Source organism: Pseudomonas sp. PMCC200344 (genome assembly GCF_030053095.1).
Lineage (GTDB): Bacteria > Pseudomonadota > Gammaproteobacteria > Pseudomonadales > Pseudomonadaceae > Aquipseudomonas > Aquipseudomonas svalbardensis.
This window is the reverse complement of sequence record NZ_CP125618.1, coordinates 298359-319682: the sequence shown is the minus strand read 5'-3', so window position 1 is coordinate 319682 and position 21324 is coordinate 298359. Positions and strand designations below refer to the sequence as shown.

General features: G+C 56.1%; 20 protein-coding genes. 7 read left to right on the top strand and 13 right to left on the bottom strand.

The features are described 5' to 3' along the window. Position 1 precedes the first annotated feature (1 nt). The 4 genes from QFW87_RS01470 to QFW87_RS01455 all read left to right on the top strand — a co-directional run bounded on the left by QFW87_RS01470 (position 2) and on the right by QFW87_RS01455 (position 5581). Positions 2-892, top strand: a complete 891-nt coding sequence (locus tag QFW87_RS01470; RefSeq protein ID WP_283189651.1) for a GntR family transcriptional regulator — start codon at positions 2-4, stop codon at positions 890-892. A 239-nt stretch (positions 893-1131) separates the two neighbouring features. Beyond that, positions 1132-3588 (top strand): membrane-bound PQQ-dependent dehydrogenase, glucose/quinate/shikimate family, encoded by a 2457-nt coding sequence (locus tag QFW87_RS01465; protein WP_283189650.1) that lies wholly within the window; start codon positions 1132-1134, stop codon positions 3586-3588. Positions 3589-3860: 272 nt separating this feature from the next. Further along, positions 3861-4598, top strand: coding sequence for a TSUP family transporter (locus QFW87_RS01460; protein ID WP_283189649.1), 738 nt, complete (start codon positions 3861-3863; stop codon positions 4596-4598). A 29-nt stretch (positions 4599-4627) separates the two neighbouring features. Then, complete coding sequence (locus tag QFW87_RS01455) at positions 4628-5581, top strand: TauD/TfdA family dioxygenase (RefSeq protein WP_283189648.1); 954 nt, start codon at positions 4628-4630, stop codon at positions 5579-5581. A gap of 114 nt (positions 5582-5695) precedes the next feature. On the opposite strand, the gene QFW87_RS01450 is transcribed toward QFW87_RS01455, so the two are convergent. The 3 genes from QFW87_RS01450 to QFW87_RS01440 are packed head-to-tail and all read right to left on the bottom strand — an operon-like array spanning position 5696 to position 7324. After that, positions 5696-6406 (bottom strand): SDR family NAD(P)-dependent oxidoreductase, encoded by a 711-nt coding sequence (locus tag QFW87_RS01450; protein ID WP_283189647.1) that lies wholly within the window; start codon positions 6404-6406, stop codon positions 5696-5698. 43 nt (positions 6407-6449) lie between these two features. Further along, positions 6450-7106: a DsbA family oxidoreductase gene (locus QFW87_RS01445; RefSeq protein ID WP_283189646.1), complete on the bottom strand. Its 657-nt coding sequence runs from the start codon at positions 7104-7106 to the stop codon at positions 6450-6452. Beyond that, complete coding sequence (locus QFW87_RS01440; protein ID WP_046045533.1) at positions 7103-7324, bottom strand: 4-oxalocrotonate tautomerase family protein; 222 nt, start codon at positions 7322-7324, stop codon at positions 7103-7105. Before QFW87_RS01440 ends, QFW87_RS01445 begins: the two co-directional genes overlap by 4 nt. Before the next feature lie 220 nt (positions 7325-7544). Between QFW87_RS01440 and QFW87_RS01435 the strand changes: the two genes are divergently transcribed. Both QFW87_RS01435 and QFW87_RS01430 read left to right on the top strand, forming a co-directional pair. Continuing rightward, on the top strand, positions 7545-7868 hold the full coding sequence (locus QFW87_RS01435; RefSeq protein WP_283182537.1) for a helix-turn-helix transcriptional regulator: 324 nt from the start codon (positions 7545-7547) through the stop codon (positions 7866-7868). A 345-nt stretch (positions 7869-8213) separates the two neighbouring features. Beyond that, positions 8214-8495 (top strand): DUF3077 domain-containing protein, encoded by a 282-nt coding sequence (locus tag QFW87_RS01430; RefSeq protein WP_056745530.1) that lies wholly within the window; start codon positions 8214-8216, stop codon positions 8493-8495. 70 nt (positions 8496-8565) lie between these two features. Here QFW87_RS01430 and QFW87_RS01425 read toward each other — a convergent pair whose 3' ends face one another. From QFW87_RS01425 to QFW87_RS01400, 6 genes are all read right to left on the bottom strand, one after another. Beyond that, positions 8566-9243 (bottom strand): RES family NAD+ phosphorylase, encoded by a 678-nt coding sequence (locus tag QFW87_RS01425; protein ID WP_283189645.1) that lies wholly within the window; start codon positions 9241-9243, stop codon positions 8566-8568. Next, positions 9243-9653, bottom strand: a complete 411-nt coding sequence (locus QFW87_RS01420; RefSeq protein WP_033058347.1) for an MbcA/ParS/Xre antitoxin family protein — start codon at positions 9651-9653, stop codon at positions 9243-9245. The genes QFW87_RS01425 and QFW87_RS01420 overlap by 1 nt, the downstream gene beginning before the upstream one ends. A gap of 365 nt (positions 9654-10018) precedes the next feature. Then, complete coding sequence (locus tag QFW87_RS01415) at positions 10019-10333, bottom strand: type II toxin-antitoxin system YafQ family toxin (protein WP_283182535.1); 315 nt, start codon at positions 10331-10333, stop codon at positions 10019-10021. Further along, positions 10299-10589: a type II toxin-antitoxin system RelB/DinJ family antitoxin gene (locus QFW87_RS01410; RefSeq protein ID WP_056745544.1), complete on the bottom strand. Its 291-nt coding sequence runs from the start codon at positions 10587-10589 to the stop codon at positions 10299-10301. Before QFW87_RS01410 ends, QFW87_RS01415 begins: the two co-directional genes overlap by 35 nt. A 330-nt stretch (positions 10590-10919) precedes the next feature. Continuing rightward, positions 10920-12203, bottom strand: a complete 1284-nt coding sequence (locus QFW87_RS01405; protein ID WP_283189644.1) for an OprD family porin — start codon at positions 12201-12203, stop codon at positions 10920-10922. 252 nt (positions 12204-12455) lie between these two features. Beyond that, positions 12456-13127 (bottom strand): DsbA family protein, encoded by a 672-nt coding sequence (locus tag QFW87_RS01400; protein ID WP_283189643.1) that lies wholly within the window; start codon positions 13125-13127, stop codon positions 12456-12458. A 254-nt stretch (positions 13128-13381) separates the two neighbouring features. Here QFW87_RS01400 and QFW87_RS01395 point away from each other — a divergent pair, with 254 nt between their 5' ends. Continuing rightward, the gene (locus QFW87_RS01395; RefSeq protein ID WP_283189642.1) at positions 13382-15472 is read left to right on the top strand and encodes a TonB-dependent siderophore receptor; all 2091 of its coding nucleotides are present in this window, start codon (positions 13382-13384) and stop codon (positions 15470-15472) included. 172 nt (positions 15473-15644) lie between these two features. Here QFW87_RS01395 and QFW87_RS01390 read toward each other — a convergent pair whose 3' ends face one another. From QFW87_RS01390 to QFW87_RS01375, 4 genes are all read right to left on the bottom strand, one after another. After that, positions 15645-15857, bottom strand: a complete 213-nt coding sequence (locus QFW87_RS01390; RefSeq protein WP_046045525.1) for a hypothetical protein — start codon at positions 15855-15857, stop codon at positions 15645-15647. Between the two features lie 246 nt (positions 15858-16103). Continuing rightward, on the bottom strand, positions 16104-17210 hold the full coding sequence (aguA, locus tag QFW87_RS01385) for an agmatine deiminase (protein ID WP_283189641.1): 1107 nt from the start codon (positions 17208-17210) through the stop codon (positions 16104-16106). A gap of 5 nt (positions 17211-17215) precedes the next feature. Next, on the bottom strand, positions 17216-18094 hold the full coding sequence (aguB, locus tag QFW87_RS01380; RefSeq protein WP_283182530.1) for an N-carbamoylputrescine amidase: 879 nt from the start codon (positions 18092-18094) through the stop codon (positions 17216-17218). A gap of 302 nt (positions 18095-18396) precedes the next feature. Beyond that, positions 18397-21309 carry an aminotransferase gene (locus QFW87_RS01375; RefSeq protein ID WP_283189640.1) on the bottom strand — a complete coding sequence of 971 codons (2913 nt, stop codon included), beginning with the start codon at positions 21307-21309 and terminating at the stop codon, positions 18397-18399. Positions 21310-21324: the final 15 nt, after the last annotated feature.

Below are 21324 nucleotides of genomic sequence, written 5' to 3'. Positions count from 1 at the left end.
TGTGATCAAGAAAGACCTCGCCTTGCAGTTGGCCCCACGTGTCATCGACATGGTTCGCGCCCGGTCGATGAAAGCCGGTGAGCCGTTGCGCGAGCAGACGTTCGCGCAAGCGCTTGGTGTTTCGCGCTCGCCTATCCGGCGAGTTTTTGCCTTGCTCGCTGAGTGGGATCTCGCGATTCAGGAACCCAATCGTGGCTACTTTTTGAAACAAGGCGCAGGGCAGATTCAGGAAACAACATTCCCTCTCGCCAGTGATCCTTTCGAAGACTTTTACCTTCGCGTGGTCGACGACATTCTTGGCGGGGAAATACCTGCCCACTTTTTCGAAGCGCAGCTGTTGCGCCGTTACGAAGTGCCCCGCGGACAATTGCTTAAGGTATTGAACAGGCTGGCCAGCGAAGCCATGGTGGAGCGCAAGCCGGGGCAAGGATGGGGTCTCAAAGACTTCGTGCATAACACCCAGACATACATCCAAAGCTACCGCTTCCGTATGGCCATCGAGCCGGCCGCCCTGCTTGAGCCCGGTTATCAGATTAACCACGCCGCGTTTGCCAAGGCCAGGCAGCAACAGCAGGCCATGCTCGATGGGGATATTCACACCTTGTCCCGCGCCCAACTGTTCCAAGTTGGCGCCCAGTTTCACGAACTGATCGTGCAGTGCTCCGGAAATGTCTTTTTCATCGATGCCATACGCCAGCAAAATCAACTCAGGCGCTTCATAGGCTACAAAGCCAACGTCGATCGCACTCGTCTTATGGCGCAATGCCAGGAACACATCCATTTGCTCGACCTCATCGAGTCTGATCGGCGTGAAGAAGCCGCGCAATTTCTCTGGAGGCATCTGGACGAAGTGAGCCGACTCAAGACTCAGCAGGACGTCGCTCCAGAATGATGATGGGAAATAGAGCGCACCACTAACACCCTATTACTGATCGAAGCTTCGTCAGAGCGCCCTCCAATAATTCGCTAATCAGCTTAGCACGATTGTTTCTAATCAATACAAGATACAAAAAACAACTCATCCGCACGAGATAGTTAATTTTATCGCCTGATATTGTATTTTATTGTGACAATGAGCAATCATGCGCGCCGCTTGATGAAGCCATATCGAATCACACAGGGATGATTGCAATGAACGACAGGACGTTGGGTAGAGGGGCGGGGGTCTCGAACCTTCTGTTCGGGGTGTACATCATATTTGTTGCCCTGCTTGGAGTAGCACTGACCTATAGAGGCGGGGCTCTGGTGGCAACTGGCGGATCACCCTATTACGCCATGATGGGCACCGCCCTGTTGCTATCGGCCATCCTCATCGGCCTGAAACAGTCTCGCGGCATTTACCTCTACGGTGCGGCCTCCCTGGCCACCTACGCCTGGGCGATCTGGGAGTCCGGATACGATGGTTGGGCCTTCATTCCACGCTTAGCCTGGCTGGCCGTTCTCAGCGTACCGTTTCTGGCTTTTTGGCCTTTGGTGCGTCGTGACTTTGCCAACGCCAAAAGAAGCCATTACTTCACCATTATGGGTCTACTGCCGATACTCATGGCGATCACCATCCTGGTACCCCTGTTCTTCCCGACAACCGTTCACCTTGCCGACTCGACGCTCGCAACGACGCGTCCTGAACAACCTTTCAGTCGCAATACGGTAACTTCACCGGACGGTAATATTGCTGCGTCACACGACGAAACCAATTGGACCGCCTATGCAGGCTCCAACTTGGGCAATCACTATTCCGCAGCATCGCAAATCATCCCTTCGAATGTGTCCGGCCTGGTGAAAGTCTGGGAATACCACCACGGCGACGTGAAGCAACCAGGTGAAAAAACCAAATACTTGAACGAGGCCACTCCGATCAAGGTGGGTAACTCGCTCTATACCTGCACTCCGAAGCAAATCATCATTTCTCTGGATGCCACCACAGGAAAGGAGAACTGGCGGTTTTACTCCAAAGTCGACCCAGCCTACTTCGACAATGGCGGCGCATACTGCCGTGGTGTCTCCTATTTCGAAGTGCCAAATGCCAGTGGCCTGTGCGCCTCGCGCATCATCTGGGGCACCAACGATATTCGCTTGGGAGCGGTAGACGCCTTGACTGGCCAAGCGTGCCCCGGATTCGGCAACGCAGGTTTTGCGGATTTGAAAGACGGGTTAGGCACCTTCAGAAAAGGGTCGACCGGGATTACCTCCGCACCCATCGTAATCCGCGGGGTAGTGATCACCGGAGGCCGAGTCCTTGATTCAGATGTGCGCCCAGCGCCCTCGGGAGTGGTTCGTGCCTACGACGCGATTACCGGCAAACAAAAATGGGCTTGGGACTTGGGCCGCCCAGACACCAATGCCCCCGCTCGCGACGACGAGAACTACACACTCAGCACACCCAACTCCTGGGCACCGCTTTCCGCCGACGATGAACTAGGATTAGTGTATGTCACCACCGGCAACGCTGCTGGCGACTTCTATGGTGGTACTCGCACGGAGCAAGAGGACAAGTTCAGCTCCTCCCTGGTTGCACTGGATGCAGCCACAGGTAAGGTCAGATGGCATTTCCAGACAGTTCACCACGATCTATGGGACTACGACCTGAGCCCGCAACCCAATCTGATTGACTTCCCCACATCAACGGGCTCACGCCCTGCCGTCATTCAAGCCACCAAATCCGGCCAGCTGTTTGTACTTGACCGCGCCACCGGTGAGCCTTTGATGGATATCGTGCAATCTCCCGTCCCACAGGGAACCGCTCCTGGCGACTACACCTCGGCCACCCAGCCGCTTTCGCCCAATATGCCGAGCACCATGGGGCGCCCATCGAAAACGCCGGAAGTACTGACCGAGGCAAATGCCTGGGGCTTAACGCCATTCGATCAGTTGCAATGTCGCATCGAGTTTCGCCAGGCACGCTACGAAGGGATCTTCACACCACCAGTCGTAGGCCAACAAAGCCTGATTTTCCCCGGCCATCATGGCGGCTTGAACTGGGGAGGCGTGATGGTAGACCTCAAACGGGGCCTGCTGATCATCAATAACCAGCGGCTCCCTTACATGCAGGGGCTGGTTCCTCGCGAACAACTCGACGCCATCAATGCCAAGTCATTCCAAGAAGCGCCGGGCAACACCCAAGGCTTCCGCGTCCAGGCCGGACTGCCTTACGGCGCCATCAAAGATCCATGGATGTCATCCCTTGACCAACCTTGCATTGCGCCACCCTGGGGCTTCATCACGGGCATAGACCTGCGCACGCGCGATGTAGTCTGGAGTCGCCCGTTCGGTACGGGGTACGACAGCGGGCCTTGGGGAATTGCCTCTCGTATGCGCTTCGAAATCGGTACGCCGAGTGACGCGACGGGCGTGACAACAGCGGGAGGCGTGACGTTCATCGGTGCCGCCATCGATCGTTTCATGCGGGCTTACGACAGTGAAAGTGGAGAACTACTGTGGGAAGAACGCCTCCCCGCGGGCAATCAGGCTTCACCCTTGACCTACATGAGCCAAGGCCGACAGTACGTCGTGGCAGTGGTCGGCGGTCATGACCGAATTCCAACCAAGCTGGGTGACAGCATCATCGCCTGGGCCCTGCCCACGAGGTAAATTGCGTTCTGCCTGAAGAGGCTCTCCATAACATTGTCGGACCGGGATGGAAGGGAAGTTAGCAGTCTAACTTCCCCTTGCCAAAGAAGTGATTTTGTAGCTGCTTATCACAGCCCCGGGCAGGGGCGACCCTCTAACTTTGTTTGAAACAGTGTGCGGTACGGTTGATGACGTCATTCGCGTTATCGGAGGCGTAAGTGCGCGCCGACATAACTGGGAGTCGCTGTATCGAGATGAAATCTTTATCTTAAAAAACCGGACAGGAATTAAACATGTTTGAACTCTCTTTTGGCTTATACGTTCTGGTGGGTGTCAGTTTCATAACTTCATTTATGACTGCCGCCATTGGTGTCGGTGGCGGGATTGGATTGCTTGCTGTGATGCCTCAATTTATACCTATCTCTGCGGTTGTACCGGTTCACGGCTTGATTCAAATGGTGAGCAATGGCAGTCGATTCGCATTTGACTACAAGAGCGCAAAAATAGAGATCCTTCCCAGATATATCATCGGCTGTTTGACAGGAGCTTTTATTGGGTATTTCTTCATAGGGAATTTCCCTGAAAAATACTTATCATTGATCCTTGGCATTTTTATTCTAGCAATCACATGGACCAAGATTGTTTCATCATTAGGATTCGTGCTTAAAAACTTTGCCATCGTTGGTTTTCTTCAAACATTTCTTTCGCTTTTCGTTGCTGTAACCGGTTTGATATCACAGCCCATCTTGATGAAGATGAATATCAATAAAAATGAAGTGATCGTCACGCATGCCATGCAAATGAGTGTACTGCACGGGTTGAAAGTCGCTGCTTTTGTTATTGCTGGCTTTGCATTCATGGACTACGCAGAACTCATAATCATCATGATAACAGCATCCACTATCGGCTCGTATCTGGGTGGATTTCTTAGAGATCGAATATCGCAACGAGTAGGCGCCATGCTTTTGAAAGCGGGGGTCACGTTTTTTGGTTTTAAAATGATTCTGGATCATTTTATCAAGGGCATGTGAAGTTTATTAAAAAAAACAGGGAGTGTGAAATGACCACGAGCAAAAAGTTTGATTTCTTTGACACCCAGGGAATCTCCAACTTTCTCAATGAGAACGGATATTGTGTTATCAAGCCTCAAGATAACTCTTTGGAAGCATTTAGAGATGTCGCTGGCAAATTTGGGCAAATTCAATTTCATACAAAATCTGATGAACACGGAGTCGTGGGCGGTGGAGAGCCCATTAATAAGGATTGGCAAAACTTCAAAGATGATTATCATGGTGAATTATCAAGTGATTTTTTCCCTCATACTGATGGTTCTTTTTTGAATGGGATAACTTATGTTGATGGCGTGGCAAAAAAAATCACGCCTCCCAAATTTGTCATTCTCCAGTGCGTATCAAAGCCGGAATTTGGCGGAGATAATTTTTTGGTTGACGGACAGAAAATCTACAATGACTTACTTGCCAATCAAGCTGATATATTAAAGACACTGATGACCAGCGGCAGTGTTACTTACTGTCGAGACGACCTATTATCCATGGATTGTTCTGTATTCGAAAAAATCAATGATAGTAAATTAAGAATTCGTTATCGATATGACAGCACCGCGTTTCTTCCTGAGTGGGCTAGCGCTGCATTTAAATACATCCAAAATCAATACTCCACCAATGAGGACTACATTATTAATGTAAGTCTTGAGCCTGGGGACATTCTAGTTATGGATAACCTTAGAGTTTTACACGCACGCCATAAATTCATTGACGGTAGTAAAAAAAGGAAAGTAAGGAGACTTTGGATTGCTGATGATTCAAGTGTTATATTTGAAAACATATTAAATCAATCACCTGTGCGCAGAGCAATGTCCCCCTTTCAGAAATATAATATTGCCCAACAAGGAAATGCAGAGCATTTACTTATTGAATATACATGCGGCATTCACTATCAACCGAGCAAGAGCTTATCAAAAGCTCAGCGCGTGCTTGATATGATTGTCGAGTGATACTGGTAGTTACTGGCGTCTGCCCCTACTCTTCGACTCATGGTGCCGCACCATAATAAAGCCCTCGTAGAAATACGGGGGCTTTATTGTGTCTGCGGTTTGGAAAAGGCGGTATTAGTGACCCGCGCTCTGCCCACCATCAACGTGCAGGATCTCGCCGGTGACAAAGTTGGCACTGTCCAGATAAACAACAGCCTGCGCAATATCGCTGATCTCGCCCATATGCCCAACCGGGTGCAGATTCCCCAGCGCTTCATGAGTTTCCTCGCCATGCATCGGCGTCTTGATGATGCCCGGGGAAACCGCATTCACCCGAATCCCGCGCTTGGCGTATTCAATGGCCAGGGATTTGGTTGCCGCGTTCAAACCACCTTTAGTCAACGAAGCCAGTACCGATGGCACGCCGTCGATGGCGTGGTCCACCAGGCTGGTGGTGATATTGACGACGTGGCCGCTGCCCTGTTTTTCCATCTCGGTGATCGCGAGTTGGGTGATGTAGAAGAAACCGTTCAAGTTCACCGACAGCACCGCGGCGTAGTCTTCGGGGGTATACGCGGTGAACGGCTTGGCAACGAAGATCCCGGCGTTGTTGACCAGGGTGTCGATGCGGCCAAAACGTGCGATGGTTTCACGGATGACTTGCTGGGCGACTTCCGGGTTGCCGATGTCGCCCGCCACGATGAGGATGTCCGGGTCGGTGGACGGTTTGATCGAACGCGAAGTGGCGACAACCTTGTAATCCAGATCACGGAACGCCTTGACCATGCCTGCGCCGAGACCTTGGGAAGCACCCGTAATAACGATGACTTTTTTCGAATTGCTCATGATGAACCTCAACTAATAAATGATGGTTTGAAAAAGTAAGTAATCAGGCTTCGGCGGGGGCCTTCGCCATTTGTCTCAACATCTGTTCGTAGTACTCGACCGACTGCGAACCGGACACAAGGTGACGACCGTTAAGCACCATGGCCGGAACCGAATTGATGCCGCGCTGACGGTAAAACTCTTCAAGCTCACGCACTTCTTTGGCGAACGCTCCGGACGCCAACACCTCTTGAGCAGCCGTCGCATCCAGTCCCGCTTCAGCAGCCAGACCAACCAGCGTCTCGCGATCGCTCGGGTTCTGGCCGTCGGTGAAATAAGCGCGCAGCAGGATCTTCTTCAGTGCGACCTGCCGCCCTTCCTGTAACGCCCACATCAACAACCGGTGAGCATCAAACGTGTTGTAGAAGTGGCTGCGCTTCTCCAGATCAAACTTGAAACCGATAGCCTCACCGCGAGCGATCTGCATCGCTTTGCCGGCGGCGACGTCTTCGGCGGTTCGTCCATATTTGCGCATCAAGTGCTCAACCGCTTTTTCGCCGACTGCCGGCATGTCCGGGTTCAACTCGAAGGGCTTGTAGGTCAGCGCCACCGAGACTTCACCGGCCACATTCTCGATCGCCTGCTCCAGCGCCGTCGCGCCCAAGGCGCACCACGGGCACACCACGTCGGAGATGAAATCGATGGAGACGGTCGCGGTCATGACTGCCCCTCCGCCTCAGCCAGTTGCTTGCGGTACTGGGTGGTGGTGATCCCGGCATAGCCCCAGTTATCGGTGTCGACTTCTTCGATCACGATGTGGGTCAGGTGCGGATCCTTGTTGAGGACGCGTTCCAGGGTTTCAGTGATTTCGGCGATCACCTGAGCTTTCTGCTCAGAGGTAACGCCATCGCGGGTGATGCGTACGCTTACGAAAGGCATGAGGAATCTCCAGTGACCTTCCCTTCGGAATGAATGGGTAGGCGTTGGAGATCAATGTAGGGAGTTAGCTGGAGGGGATAAAGGTGGGGACGGGAACATCATTAGTTACGTGGTGTAATTAGCTATGTCTCGAAGACACAATACGTTTGCATCAAAAACGATCAATCGGCTAGCCTGCATTTATCGCAAATTTTAGATAACCCAAAGGAGGGAGACGTTCATGGCAGTTCAATTTTTCGACAGCCCATTCCATGCCACGCATGACAGCGAAGTCGCTAGCAAAAAAGCGTTGAAGATGGAACTGTCGATATTCATCACTGACTACATCAAAACCCTGGGCCTCAGACAAAGTGAGGCTGCAGCCAGGTTGAACGTGACCCAATCACGCGTATCAGAACTCACCACTGGCAAGATCGAGAAATTTACGATCGATGCAATGATGGACATGCTGGATAAACTCGGCTTTCGAACGACTTTTACGCTGCCATCCAACGATGCCGGGGCTTTGCCTCAGATCGTAATTTCACAAGCTAACGCCTGCTAGACGTTGTGCGATTTTGCAGTAGGACTCAGCCCCTTCTGCAAGTCGGCAAGGCCATCAGCACGCCTTCTTCAAATTATGAAAATTATGGCTGGGCAATAATTATTGCCCAGCCATAAAAATCACTAAAACCTTCAAACCACGCCACTACCTAGCCACGATTGCGCATCCTTCCCCCTCAAGCTACCTTCAGACCGTCGCTGCCAATTCAGCGACCGGGCCTGAGAACTCTAATTCGATGTAGGAACCAACCGGAGTTCTCCTTATGTATGCCCGCAATCCATTCAAAATTTTCGCTATTACTACACCGGGTCACGCCCACCACCGCCCCAAAACCGGAGGTGCCCAATGACCAACCCTCAAGACCTCAAAACCATCGGCCTCACCCCTTTCTCCTACCACGCCAACCAACCACTGTTCCGCATCAACGCCGGCGTCCCGGTCATCCAGGCCCTCTCCCACGCCTCCGACCTGCTCCACATCGCCAAACTTCTCGCATCAGACGCCGCCATGGTTCGTGACACCGACCGGCATGCCTGGGCGTCGCATTTTTTGCAGGATATGAGTAAGGCGATCATCGATGACGTAGCGAAGGTGCTCGATGCACCGGGTAATAATCGTAACCAGTGACGTCGTCACGTAGACCCAAGCCGCACGCGTAAAAAAGCCCCGAATCAATCGGGGCTTTTTAGTTTCCGGCTCACACTTCGCTGACTTCAAACACAAACGAAATCTTCCGACTGCTCGCACTCCACACATACCGAATGTGCTTGCCTTGCTTCGGAATAGACACGGCCGGCGGACGAAACGCAGCGACACATTCATGCCCAGGCAGCCGAACGCTGTTGTAAAGCAGCCCCCACGACAAGGTTTCACGCAGTTGCCGGGCAAACGCTTGTGACGGCCCGTAAGCGTCAGGATCCGGGTTGTGCAGTTCGGGGTAGTGTTGGCGAACGTCATGCATCGGTTTGACGACTTTGTTGACGTAGGTGCGCAGGGTCAACTCGATGTCGGGCTCGTTGGTCGCCGCGAGGAAGCGTTCCTGGTGATAGCTCGTTTCGGCGATGGCGGCGGCCTGGCTGCTGGCGGCGTAGTAGACGCCGTAGGTGCCGTCAGTGAAGCGGCTGGTTTTGCCGATGTGGGTGAACGCGGCCATGACCGGTGATGAGCCGGGGCCGGAGATTCGGTCTTCGGGCAGCACGCGGGAGAGCACGCCGGCTTCTTGCGCCAACCGGTCGTTGGTCAGGGCTTCCAGGGCGTAGGCGGTTTGCAGGTCCTCGGGGTCGAGCACGTCTTCAAACAGGGTGATCGGGGGGAACGCGCTGTTGATCATCCGGTAAGCACGGTTCCACTCGAGGAGCACGACTTGCGGGGCCATCAGCCGCGGACGCCATCGAGGTAGCGACGCACATCAGCGATGTCCACCACCCGGCCGGCCAGCATATAGCTCAACGCGGATTGACCATTGAACGGCGCGGCGGTGTTCGGACTGCTGACCCATTTGTAGGCGCGGTCGCGGTTGTTGCTGAAGATGATGCTCAGGGCTTTGTGGATGCCCATCAGGTAGGAGATGCGCTCCAGGGTGTCGTGAGGGAGACGCACATTGGGCGGCAGGTGTTTGTATTTGTAGAAGGTGGTGTTGCCGACCTTGCCCAGCAGCGTGCGCTGTTCTTCAGCAGTGCAGCCCCAACGCTCCATCAGGTTGAAGAAGAACTTGAGCGCCACACGGCCGGCCTCCGGGGTGTCGAGCTCTTGGGGAGCTGTGCGGACAGGGGATGAAGTGGCCATTGGAAGGACTCCTTCGGGCAAAGGGATGTGCCTTCAGAGTAGTACAGATCCGAATATATTTTTAATTTTTGTTCGCTTACGGATTTTCTAAGGCTTTTCGACGATCACGGTTTCCACGGTGATTTGCTTGATCGCATGAAACGGCGCAAGTGCCGCTTCATCGGCCGTAGCACCGGTAATCGACCGCCATTCCCGCTCAATCGGCGTCCAATGCTGTTGCCGCGCACGACCGAGATTGTCGTTTCGATCATTCGCGATGGAAAATCCAGGCTGTGACGGGCAGCTCGAATCGCCCGGTGGCGCAAGCCAGAGCGCTGCTGCGCCCACACAAGCCCCGAACCAGTCGGGGCTTGTGTTGAGAGGTGCTACTTGAACAGTTCGGAATGACTTCCGAGATCAACGAATGTGATCAGATCGGAGCGCGCGTGCTCATAAATCATCAAGAAATCACCGCCTATATGGCACTCTCGAAAACCAGCCCAATCCCCCGTCAGCGCATGATCCAGATACTCGGCTGGCAATGGATCTCCCAGAAATAGCGTGACCATCACCTGACGGACTTCATTCATGTCACGGCGTCCGGCTCGCTTGTAACGTTCCCACGACTTCTTGAATTCTGATGTTTGTGTGCACTGTTTTGGCAGCTCAGCGCGTTTTTGCTTTTTCTCCAGTTTCGCCATCAGCGTCCCTCAGCATGTCGTCTATTGAGTCGAACCGCTGGCGAATGTCTCGTGCCTCCATCATGGCGCGGGCCGTTTTCTCCGAGGGGACGCGTACCTCAAACGGGAGGCCCTGAGTTGCTACAACCTGACGAAGAAAAAGACGCATGGCATCACTGATGCTCAGGCCGCAAGCGCTCAGGACTTCAGTAGCCCGAGCCTTCAAATCCTCATCAATGCGGCAACGCACGTCTGTGGTTTTCAGTAATGCACCCATGGTAATAACCTCATCGTTAATTTGTAGCTACATTGGCGCTACCTCGATCATTGTGGTTGAGCGGGATCTTTTCGGTCAACTTCAGTTTGATGGACGGTTCCAAAGCTCAGGAAGCGTGATCATCAGATGGATTCCTCGCTGAGTATTTCAACCGTTTGAGCTCGCGATGAATATCAGCCTGATCCCTTTCCTACTCGAGAACCGTCCCGGTTCAACGCAGGAAATAGCTGAGAGCGTTGAGCTCTAAATCGCGCCCACAAAAAAGCCCCGAACCAGTCGGGGCTTTTCCTTTCTCAGCCTTGCATCAGGCCTCGATAGCGCAACCGATCATCAGAAAATGTTGATCGGGTAATCCACGAACACACGCACTTCATTACCGCTGGAGTTGTACTCACTCGATTTCTGCGACACACGCAGGATCGAGCTGCGCAGTTTCACGCTCAGGTCTTTGGCCGGGCCGCTTTGGACGACGTACTTGAACTGGTTGAATATTTCGCGCTCGGTACCGCCTTCGCTGGTGGAGGTGGTGATGTTGTCGCCGCGCACGTAGGCGAAGTTGTAGCTCAAGCCTGGAACGCCGAAGGTGCTGAAGTCGAGGCCGTAGCCGAGCTGCCAGCTACGTTCGTCTTCGGCGTTGAAGTCGGACCAGTACGAGTTCGCCAGGTAGATAGTATTGCCGCCGTCGCCGACGCGACCTTGATCTTTCTGGTAGCCGCCGTAGGCGTAGCCCAGGTTGCTGTCGCCGGTGCTGCGCTGGTGGGCGAGCGTGAACGAGTGCGCGCCGGTGGCGAATGTGGCGGCCAGGCTCCAGATTTTGTTGTCGTCGCCGGTCGCACCGCTTTCGCGGACGTAGGAATCGTCCAGCTTGGTGCGGTAGCCGTTGAAGTCCAGGGTCAGGGACTGATCCTTGTCGATCGGGAACACGTAGTTGGCGTTCACGTATTGCTTCTTCAACACGTCTTCGACGTCGGAGGCGTACAGCGCAGCCTTGAACTGTTCGGTGAACTGGTAACTACCGCCCAACACGTTGATCGACTTCAGGCCGCCGCTGTCATGGCCTTCAGCGCTTTTGCGCGATTCGGCGGTGAAGCGGCCGGCGTTCAGCTCCAGGCCTTTGATCTCCCTGGAGGTGATCAGCGTGCCGGTGTAGCTTTCCGGCAGCAGACGCCCGTTGTCGTGGCTCAACACCGGCAGGACCGGCATCTGGTCGCCGTAAGTCAGAACGGTGCTGGATACGCGGAATTTTACCGCGCCACCGGCTTTGGCCAGATCGCCGGCCGGGTTACCGCTGTCACCTTCCTTGAAGAAGTCGATGCCTTGGCCGCCGCTGTGGCTACCACGGTCCAGACGCAAGCCGTACAAACCGAAGGCATCAACGCCTACGCCGACGGTACCTTGGGTGAAGCCCGAGGTGTAAGTGCCGATGGCAGCCTGACCCCATTCACGCTGGTCGTCGTTGCCGTCTTTTTTGTCGCGATTGATGTAGGCATTGCGCAGAAGCACTTTGAGGCTGCTGTCTTCAACAAAACCCTTGGACTCGGCCTGGTCGTTAGCCATGACCTGTGTAGCACTCAACATCCCCAGAGCGATCAGGCTGATTCGCTTGTTCAACATGTTGTTCTTTTCCTTATGACTGGTTGATACGCGCTGTGTCGAACGGCTGAAACGGCGCTATCGCACTCTTTTTTCACCCCAAACAAAAAGGCCCGCGCACGAAAAAATCGTGGCGGGCCTATTTGTTATTTTATGAGTCATGGCGGTTAGCCACAGGCGTGGGGCGAATCCTAGCCGCGCCCTTAACGATGTGTCAATTTCATGGATCGTCTGTAAATAGGTGAAAAACGTCTAAGAAATCACTTGTCGACGTCAATGGGCGCAGCCGTTCAGGCCACAGGCTTGAAGCTCCGGTGATGACGCTTGTGCAGGAAGCGACTGACTGAGCCATGCCGCGAAGGCTTGCGGCTTGCCGAGCCACGGGCTGATATCGATCAGGGTAAATTGGCCGTTGTGTTCCAGGGCGAAGGTCGGGAAACCCTGGCCGCCGACCTCGGCCAAGCATGCTCGACTGTCCTTGATGTGGCGATCGGTTTCAGCTGCTTTGAAAGCCGCCTGGAACGCTTGGAGTTCCAGACCGATGTCTATCGCGAGTTCTAACAACACAGCTTCATCGGCAATGCGTCGACCTTCCTCGTAGTGAGCACTCTGCAAACGCCCCAGCAGCTCCAGTCCGCGGCCGGCGATCTGCTCGGCTGCCAGCACCGCGGCAATCGGCGGTGCGGAATCGAAAACCGCCGTTTCATCGCGCAGTAAACCCTCGAAATACGCCTCGCCGAACGGCTGGCCGGTGTACTCGGCAATGCGACGGTCGTGGGGCATCACGTAATTGCGCAGTTGTGGCGAGACGGTCTGGCGGGTGGCGCCGGTCATCATGCCGCCGCCGTGGGCGATCACTGGCAACACAGCCTGAGCGGCTTGCACCAGCGGTTTTGCGCCATAGCACCAGCCGCATAACGGGTCGTAAATGTAGTGAAGGATCATGGGAAGACTCCGGCAAAAGCGTAGGAAAACTAGATGCCGGCAGATTAGTCCTCCGCCCGTTTCTGAAAAACGCTGCAATGGCTTTCAGTCTGTTTCATGAATCGGTCAAATGACCTCAGCGCCCCACTGTAGCCATCTCGACACAATTCGAAATAATCAGACAGTGAAACCTTTCAAGAATAATTAACGAAAGTAAATAGCAAGCATTACCATTCGCGCCCTCGAATTTCTCCACCCTTTCGGATGCGCTTCAGATGCCTGCCCCCTTTCGCCTCACGCCCGTCACCCTTGGGCTTTCTGCATTTCTCTCTGCCGGTTTTACCTGCGCCGCCACCACTGTTTTACCCGAGACGTCGATCAGCGCCGAAGCTGAAGCCGATGACCCGCGCGTGAAGGAAACCAACACCGCGACCCGCACCGCCACGCCGGTGCGCTACGTTCCACAAGCCATCGACTCGATTAAAACCGCAAACGTCGTGGATTACGGCACCAACGATCTGGGCACCGCGCTGAGCGGCATCCCCAACGTCAGCAGCGGCGCCGACACTCGCTTCGACAGCCTGCGCATCCGCGGTTTCGACGCCAGCAACGACTTCTACCTCGACGGCATCCGCGACGACAGCCAATACGTGCGCGATTTGCACAACATCGAACGCATCGAAGTCCTCAAAGGCCCGGCCGCTGTTTTATATGGTCGTGGCAGTCAGGGCGGGATCGTCAATCGGGTCAGCAAACTGCCCGAATTCGGTCGCCGCTCGACCCTCGAGGCCCAGGGCGGCAGCAATGATTTGCGCAGCCTCTACGCCGACCTCAGCACCGACCCGAGCGAGAACATCAGCCTGCGCCTGAACATGGGCAACATGGATCAAAACAGCTTCCGCGATGGCGTGAGCGGCAATCGCCAACTGTTCGCTCCATCGATGAGCTGGCAACTGACGCCAGACCTGAACTGGCTGGTGCAGTACGAATACAGCCGCTACAACCGTACGCCGGATCGCGGCATCCCCGGTGTAAACGGGCGCCCGGCGGACGTAGGACGGGATACGACTTACGGCAGCGAACACGATTTCATCGACGACAAGTCGCAATCCCTTCGCTCGAAACTCAGTTATGAGCTCAGCGACAACTGGCAGCTGCGCCATACCCTGGGCGTGTTCAAGCTCAACAGCGATTTCGACAACACCTACCTGACCGGTTACACCCCGGCGACCAACAAGGTCACGCGCCAGCACTGGCAACAGGACCTGACCACCCGCAACGTCTACAACAACGTCGAACTGGAAGGCGGTTTCGACACGTTCGGCCTTGAGCATCGCTTGCTGACCGGCATCGAAATCGGCAGCCAGCGGCGCGACCCTACGTTGTACAACGCGGCCACCGGACGCGGGACTCAGCCTGTACCGGCACTGGACCTGTACAACCCCGACCGCAATTTGCGCCATACCGGGCGGATGCAGGTTTCCAGTAGCTCTCACACCGAAGTCGAAAGCCGTGCGGTGTACGTGCAGGATCAACTGCGTCTGAACGATCAATGGCAACTGCTGGCGGGTTTGCGTTACGACACCTTCGACATCGATTCGACCAACAAGCTGCGGGACATTTCCGAAGATCGCGACAGCCATAGCACCAGCCCGCGTATAGGACTGGTGTGGACGCCGCTGCAGAATCATTCCTTTTACGCCTCCTGGACCAAGACCTTTTCCCCGGTCGGCGGTGGTTTGATCGGTATCACCCCGGGTGCCGCCGGCAACAGCAACGACCTGAGTCCCGAGCTGACCAAGCAAAAGGAAATCGGCGTGAAGAGCGACTGGCTCGATGACCGCCTGAGCACCACGTTGGCGATCTACGAACTGGAACTCTACAACCGCCGTACCAGCGATCCCAACGATCCGACCGTCACCTTGATGACCGGCGTGCAACGTTCCCGCGGGATCGAGCTGACTGGCACCGGCAAAATCGCCGGCAACTGGTACGTGCGCGGTGGCGTGGGTGTGCAGGACGCGACGGTCGAGAAGGACAACAACGGCTTTGAAGGCAAACGCATCAGCAACGTGGCCAAGCATAACGGCAGCCTGTTCCTGACCTGGAAACCGGAAATGGGCTGGTACGCCGAAACCGGGCTGACCCTGGTGGGCCAGCGTTATGCCGACAACCTCAACACCACCGTCCTGCCGGGTTATGGCCGTTGGGATGCGTTGGCCGGGTTCCGGCAGAAGGATTGGGATTTGCGCGCGGCACTGAACAACATCAGCGACAAGACCTATTACTCATCGGCCACCAGTGCGGCGCAGATTCAGCCAGGTGAACCGCGCAGCCTAGTCGTGACTGGAACCTACAGCTTCTAAATTCACTGCGATCGAAGGCGATGTGTCAGTCGACATTAATGTTGAATGATCGATCGCCTTCGCGAGCAAGCCCGCTCCCACATTTTTGATCTCCAGTGATCACAAAAAACCTTCGCCCATAAAAAAGCGCCGCCATCCCGGCAGCGCTTTTACCAATCCGTTGTTTTTCTTCTTATCCTTCCATCACATCCCACAACGCTTCCAGCTCCGCTTCGCTGAACAAACCAGCGGGGTAGCGTTCGATCATCATCCGGCGCGGATCAGGTTCTCTGATCTGACGCGTTCCATTGGACTTCAACCAGTGCGCCAGGACCTGGAGCGATTCGCTGTTTACTGCCAGGGGATGCAACGCCCGCTCGCTCACCACATTCATTTCGGCGTTCATTTCCGCGCTCTCTCCTGGTTTGTGAGCGGCTAACTTATCCAAGGTTTATGACAGAACATCGCAGTTCTCCCCCTCCCTGTTTTACACCATGAGAGATACAAGAGCTGTGCCAAGGTTTCGCAACTGTCGACAAGCGGATACAAAAAAGCCCGCGGTCCTGATGGGCTGCGGGCTTTCTACAAGGCGGGGGAGGGAAAACGGTTGCCGGGCCGATTCTGCAATCAACTCAAGCTGTTACAACCCCACTCACTCCTTGTGCGGTGCAGGCTGTTGTTGGGTAAGGCAGTGGATGTTACCGCCTCCCAGTAACAGTTCGCGGCCGGGCACCATCACCACTTCATGCTGCGGGAACAGCGCCTGTAAAATCTCTTTGGCCGGACCATCCATCGGATCGTCAAAGCTCGGCGCGATGATGCCGCCGTTCACGATCAGAAAGTTCACGTAGGAACCAGCCAGACGAACGGTCGGATTACGTTCCTGAGTCCCGTCCACCGGATCAACACCAGCGCACTCTTCTTCGGTCGCATACAGCGGCCCCGGAATCGGCATCTTGTGCACCGTGAATGGGCGACCCTTGGCGTCTGTGCTGCTTTCCAGCACTTTCATTGCCGCCTGGCAGCGCGGGTAGTTCGGGTCCTGCGGGTCATCGGTCCAGGCCAGCAACACTTCGCCCGGACGCACGTAGCAGCAGAAGTTATCCACATGGCCGTCGGTTTCGTCGTTGAACAAACCGTCCGGCAGCCAGATGATTTTATCCACAGCCAGATTCGCGCTGAGCACCGCTTCGATTTCTGCACGGTTCATGTGCGGATTGCGATTGCGGTTCAGCAGGCATTCTTCGGTGGTGATCAGCGTGCCTTCGCCATCGACGTGGATCGAACCGCCTTCGAGCACGAAGCCCTCGGTGCGGTAGCGCTGGCTGCGCTCGACCTCGAGGATTTTGCCGCCCACCTGGGAATCGCGATTCCACGGCGAATACAGACCTCCGTCGAAACCGCCCCACGAGTTGAAGTCCCAATTCACACCACGGACTTCGCCACCGTTATTGATGACAAACGTCGGGCCGGTGTCGCGAACCCAGGCGTCGTCGCTGGACATTTCCACCACACGAATATTCGGCACGTCCAGACGGGCACGGGCGTTTTCGTATTGGCCGGCGGAAACCGCCACCGTCACCGGTTCGAAACGGGCAATGGCTTTGGCCACCGCGACGTGCGCGGCTTGCGCCGGTTTACCACCCAAACGCCAGTTGTCCGGGCGCTCGGGCCAGATCATCCAGGTCTGGGTTTGTGGCGCCCACTCGGCCGGCATGTAAAAGCCATCAGCGCGAGGGGTGCTGTTCAAAGTGGTCATAGCGATCAGGACTCCAGGGAACCGTCGAGGGTTTTGATAGCGCCGTACAGGTTCGGGCGACGATCACGGAACGAACCCCACGCGCTGCGGATGTGCTCCAGCTCGTCGAGGTCGAAGCTCTGAACCAGTATGCCTTCTTCGGTTTCGTTGAGCTCTTGAACCTTCTCACCGAACTGGTTGGCGATGAACGACGAACCGTAGAAGGTAATGTCGTAGCCGTCCTGCTCTTCGTTGCCGATGCGGTTGCTGGCGATCAGCGGCATCAGGTTGGCGCCGGCATGGCCTTGTTGCACGCGCTGCCAGTGATCGCGGGACGAAATGGTCTTGTCGTGTGGCTCGCTGCCGATGGCGGTTGGGTAGAACAGAATTTCTGCACCGAGCAACGCCATGCTGCGAGCGCATTCCGGGAACCACTGGTCCCAGCAGATACCCACGCCGATTTTCGCGTAACGGGTGTTCCAGACTTTGAAGCCGGTATCGCCCGGATTGAAGTAGTACTTTTCGTGGTAGCCAGGGCCGTCCGGGATGTGGCTTTTACGATAAACCCCGAGGTTGCTGCCATCGGCATCGATGATCGCGATGCTGTTGAAACGCGCGCGGCCCGCCAGTTCGTAGAAGCTGATCGGCAAAACGACTTGCAGTTCTTTGGCGACTTTCTGGAAGTGCTTGATGGCGACGTTGTCTTCAACGGTCGTGGCCAGCTGCAGGTAATCCGGGTTCGGCTTCTGGCAAAAGTACGGAGCCTCGAACAGTTCCTGGATCAGGATGATCTGCGCGCCTTTCGCCGCGGCCTCACGGACCAGCCTCTCAGCGGTCTCGATGTTGGCTTCAAGGTCCCAGGAACAAGCCATCTGGGTGGCGGCGACGGTAACGATACGGCTCATGAATCATCTCCGGGGCAATTGCTTTAGGGTCGAAGGTGGCATCGACCAATGACAGAAATGGGAAGCGCCGGGCGTGGTGAGTCCACACCGGGGCAGCGGTGACTTTATAGCCGATAAAAATCGGCTTTTAAAGCGATAAATATTCCTTCTGTCTTATTTTTTGCGTAATAACCAGATAATAATCGAATTAAACATGTTCCTTGTGGGAGCGAGCCTGCTCGCGAAAGCGGTGGATCAATCAACACAGATGCTGAATGATTTACCGCCTTCGCGAGCAGGCTCGCTCCCACAGGGGTATATGTTTACAGACCTTCTGCGAGCACCCTCGACAGCATGTCCACGAAGAAATCCACGCTCCGGCGCGAGGTGACCATCGGCGGTTTGATTTTGAGGACGTTCAAATAATCCCCCGTCGGCTGCATGAAGATCCCCAGTTCGCGCAACCGATCACACAGCGCCGTGGTTTCTTCGGTCGCCGGTTCCAGGGTTTCGCGATTGCGGATCAACTCGACGCCCAGATAGAAGCCGGAACCATGCACCGCGCCCACCAACGGATGAATATCGATCAACGCTTCAAGCCGTTCCTTGAAATACCCGCCCACGACCTGAGCGTTTTCCCAGAGCTTTTCTTCCTCCATCACATCCAGCACTGCCATGCCGATCTGGCAACTGACCGGGCTGCCGCCGGCCGACGAGAAGAAGTAACCCTCGGCTTCCAGCGCTTCGGCGATTTCCCGGCGAGTGATCACCGCACCGAGCGGCTGGCCGTTGCCCATGCCTTTGGCCATGGTGATGATGTCCGGCACCACGCCCTGCTCTTCGAAACCCCAGAAAAAGTTGCCCATGCGACCGTACCCGACTTGCACTTCATCGGCGATGCAGACACCGCCCTGGGCACGAACCAGTGCATAAACCTGTTTCAAATACCCCGGCGGCAGCGAAATACCGCCGGCATTGCCGTACACCGGTTCGCAGATGAAACCGGCCAGCTGACGCTTCTGCTCGGCGATTTTCGCCAGGTTGTGTTCGACGCTGCGCACGTAGTCCGGCGCGCTATCCGGTCCACGGAATTCGCCGCGATAGGTGTTCGGCGCGGTGACCGGATGCACCCAGTCCGGGCGGCTGCTCAAGGCCTTGGGGTTGTCGGCAATCGAGGTCGAGACCGCGTCCGCGCCCACTGTCCAGCCGTGATAGGCCTCCAGCACGCTGAGCATGTCGCGACCGCCGCTGTAGGCCCATGCCAGGCGGATGGCCAGGTCATTGGCCTCGCTGCCGCTGTTCACCAGGAACACTCGGTCCATGGAATCCGGCGACAGTTTCAGCAAACGTTCGGAGAACTCGGCAATCGCCGCGTAGTTAAAACGCGAGTTGGTATTGAGCAGCGACCACTGACGACTGGCGACAGCGGCCATGCGCGGATGACCGTGGCCAAGCACCGCGACGTTGTTGAGCATGTCTAGGTAGGAACGGCCTTGCATGTCGATCAGGTGATTACGCCAGCCGCGTTCGATACGCGGCGGGTCGACGTAATAGTGCTTCTGGGTACGGGCGAAACTGGCGTCACGACGCTCCAGCAACGTCTGCGAATCGAGTTCCACTTCGGCGTCACAGGCCAATCCCAGCAGCACCGCCGGTGACGGGCACAACGCTTGCCAGGCCGCGGCGCGAGACGGCGTACAAAACAAGGGTGCATTGAACGAAGCGCCTCGGCACAACTGGACGATCAGTGGCCCGCTGACCGAACCCAGCACCTGACCTTTGACCAGCGCTGCGCCCGTGTGCAGCGACGGCGTCACGCCCCACAGACGCACGCTCAGTTGCGGGCCGTCCAGTTGCAGCACACCTGCCGCCGGCTGATGCACCACCCCGGCAAACGGCGACTCGACCGCCGTGCCGTGGGGCACTCGCAACTCAACGTGCAATGGGCACGTGTCCGGCTCAGTGGCGCTGTCCGGCCGAGTGCGGGACAAGCGATATTGCCCATAACGACTGGCCGCCAGACCATGAGCCGCGGCGGCCTCGGTCAGCAGACGCTGATCGATCCCCTCCTGCTCCCAGTTACCGGCCTCGAAATGCGGACTGAGCACGCCCAAATCGATTAACGCAAACTCACGCCCCACCAGGCTCGGCAGCAGCGGCGCGAAGCCTTCGCTACCGATGCTCGGCAGGTTCTGGCCGACCGAGGCCAGGATCGCCGCTTCCATCAACGCCAACGGCACCGATGTGGCGACGCGGAAAATCTCCCATTCGTGGGTGAGGTTGTCGCGGCTGTATTCGTTGCCCGGATCAATGTTGACCTGCTGCTCGCCGCTGAGCACCAACACCGCCGCACGGGCAACGATCAGCGGCCAGAGCGCCAGTAGCTCTTCATGCGTGAGCGGATTGACAGCGTGATAGGCCTGCACCGCCGGCAAAATGTAGAAAGGATCGCCATCAGCGTGGTGCAGCAGCGCCGCGCAGGTCACCGACAGATCAGTGATGCGCCAGGTACGAACCAGGTCGCCGAAATCGATCACGCCCTGCAATTGCCACTGGCGTTGCGAATCTCGCTGCCACACCACGTTGTCGTCGGTGATATCCATGTGAATGGCCTGCACCGGCAGCTTATCCACAAGCGGCTGCAAATGACGCTCGGCCTGTTCAGCCGCATTGGCGATCAATCGGCGTTGCTGCTCGTCCTTGATGACCGGCAGCAAATGAGCGATCAACGCATTGGCGTGACGGGCGTCCCATTGAAGGGTGCGCTCAAGGCCCGGATGGTCGAAACCGGCCAGGGCCAGGTCCATTTCACCGCAGAGCCGACCGAAGCCGGCCACCACTGAACCGGGCAGATGATCCAGGTGTGTGAGCGACTGGCCTTCGATGTAATCGAGCAAGCGCACATGCACCGGTTGGCCGCCGACTTCCAGGGAGAGAAGGTCTGCGCCGTTTTTAGCGGGAATCACTCGCGGCACATGCACATCAGGGTGTTCACCCAAATGCTTGAGCCCAGCGTGCTGGGCGTGCAGCTCCAGCGCCGAGTAGTCGCCACGGCAGATTTTCAGGACAAAACGCCCCTGGTCGCTGTCGACCCGAAAGTTAAGATCCTGCTGGCTGCCAAGGGCCTGCAACCTTCCACTCAGGCCGTAATGTCCCTTCAACAGCTCAAGCGCTTGCTCCGCAGACACTTGCGGGCTGGGCAAACTGGCGCGATGAATCAACGTGGCGAGTGGCATACAACGACCCCTGAA

What these genes read in the sequence shown, in the direction of transcription:
- QFW87_RS01440 (WP_046045533.1), bottom strand. Translation starts at nt 7,324, where the DNA reads ATGCCTTTCGTAAGCGTACGCATCACCCGCGATGGCGTTACCTCTGAG.
- QFW87_RS01445 (WP_283189646.1), bottom strand. Translation starts at nt 7,106, where the DNA reads ATGACCGCGACCGTCTCCATCGATTTCATCTCCGACGTGGTGTGCCCG.
- QFW87_RS01435 (WP_283182537.1), top strand. Translation starts at nt 7,545, where the DNA reads ATGGCAGTTCAATTTTTCGACAGCCCATTCCATGCCACGCATGACAGC.
- QFW87_RS01375 (WP_283189640.1), bottom strand. Translation starts at nt 21,309, where the DNA reads ATGCCACTCGCCACGTTGATTCATCGCGCCAGTTTGCCCAGCCCGCAA.
- QFW87_RS01430 (WP_056745530.1), top strand. Translation starts at nt 8,214, where the DNA reads ATGACCAACCCTCAAGACCTCAAAACCATCGGCCTCACCCCTTTCTCC.
- QFW87_RS01455 (WP_283189648.1), top strand. Translation starts at nt 4,628, where the DNA reads ATGACCACGAGCAAAAAGTTTGATTTCTTTGACACCCAGGGAATCTCC.
- QFW87_RS01395 (WP_283189642.1), top strand. Translation starts at nt 13,382, where the DNA reads ATGCCTGCCCCCTTTCGCCTCACGCCCGTCACCCTTGGGCTTTCTGCA.
- QFW87_RS01400 (WP_283189643.1), bottom strand. Translation starts at nt 13,127, where the DNA reads ATGATCCTTCACTACATTTACGACCCGTTATGCGGCTGGTGCTATGGC.
- QFW87_RS01415 (WP_283182535.1), bottom strand. Translation starts at nt 10,333, where the DNA reads ATGGCGAAACTGGAGAAAAAGCAAAAACGCGCTGAGCTGCCAAAACAG.
- aguB (WP_283182530.1), bottom strand. Translation starts at nt 18,094, where the DNA reads ATGAGCCGTATCGTTACCGTCGCCGCCACCCAGATGGCTTGTTCCTGG.
- QFW87_RS01390 (WP_046045525.1), bottom strand. Translation starts at nt 15,857, where the DNA reads ATGAACGCCGAAATGAATGTGGTGAGCGAGCGGGCGTTGCATCCCCTG.
- QFW87_RS01450 (WP_283189647.1), bottom strand. Translation starts at nt 6,406, where the DNA reads ATGAGCAATTCGAAAAAAGTCATCGTTATTACGGGTGCTTCCCAAGGT.
- QFW87_RS01465 (WP_283189650.1), top strand. Translation starts at nt 1,132, where the DNA reads ATGAACGACAGGACGTTGGGTAGAGGGGCGGGGGTCTCGAACCTTCTG.
- QFW87_RS01425 (WP_283189645.1), bottom strand. Translation starts at nt 9,243, where the DNA reads ATGGCCCCGCAAGTCGTGCTCCTCGAGTGGAACCGTGCTTACCGGATG.
- QFW87_RS01420 (WP_033058347.1), bottom strand. Translation starts at nt 9,653, where the DNA reads ATGGCCACTTCATCCCCTGTCCGCACAGCTCCCCAAGAGCTCGACACC.
- QFW87_RS01405 (WP_283189644.1), bottom strand. Translation starts at nt 12,203, where the DNA reads ATGTTGAACAAGCGAATCAGCCTGATCGCTCTGGGGATGTTGAGTGCT.
- QFW87_RS01460 (WP_283189649.1), top strand. Translation starts at nt 3,861, where the DNA reads ATGTTTGAACTCTCTTTTGGCTTATACGTTCTGGTGGGTGTCAGTTTC.
- QFW87_RS01410 (WP_056745544.1), bottom strand. Translation starts at nt 10,589, where the DNA reads ATGGGTGCATTACTGAAAACCACAGACGTGCGTTGCCGCATTGATGAG.
- aguA (WP_283189641.1), bottom strand. Translation starts at nt 17,210, where the DNA reads ATGACCACTTTGAACAGCACCCCTCGCGCTGATGGCTTTTACATGCCG.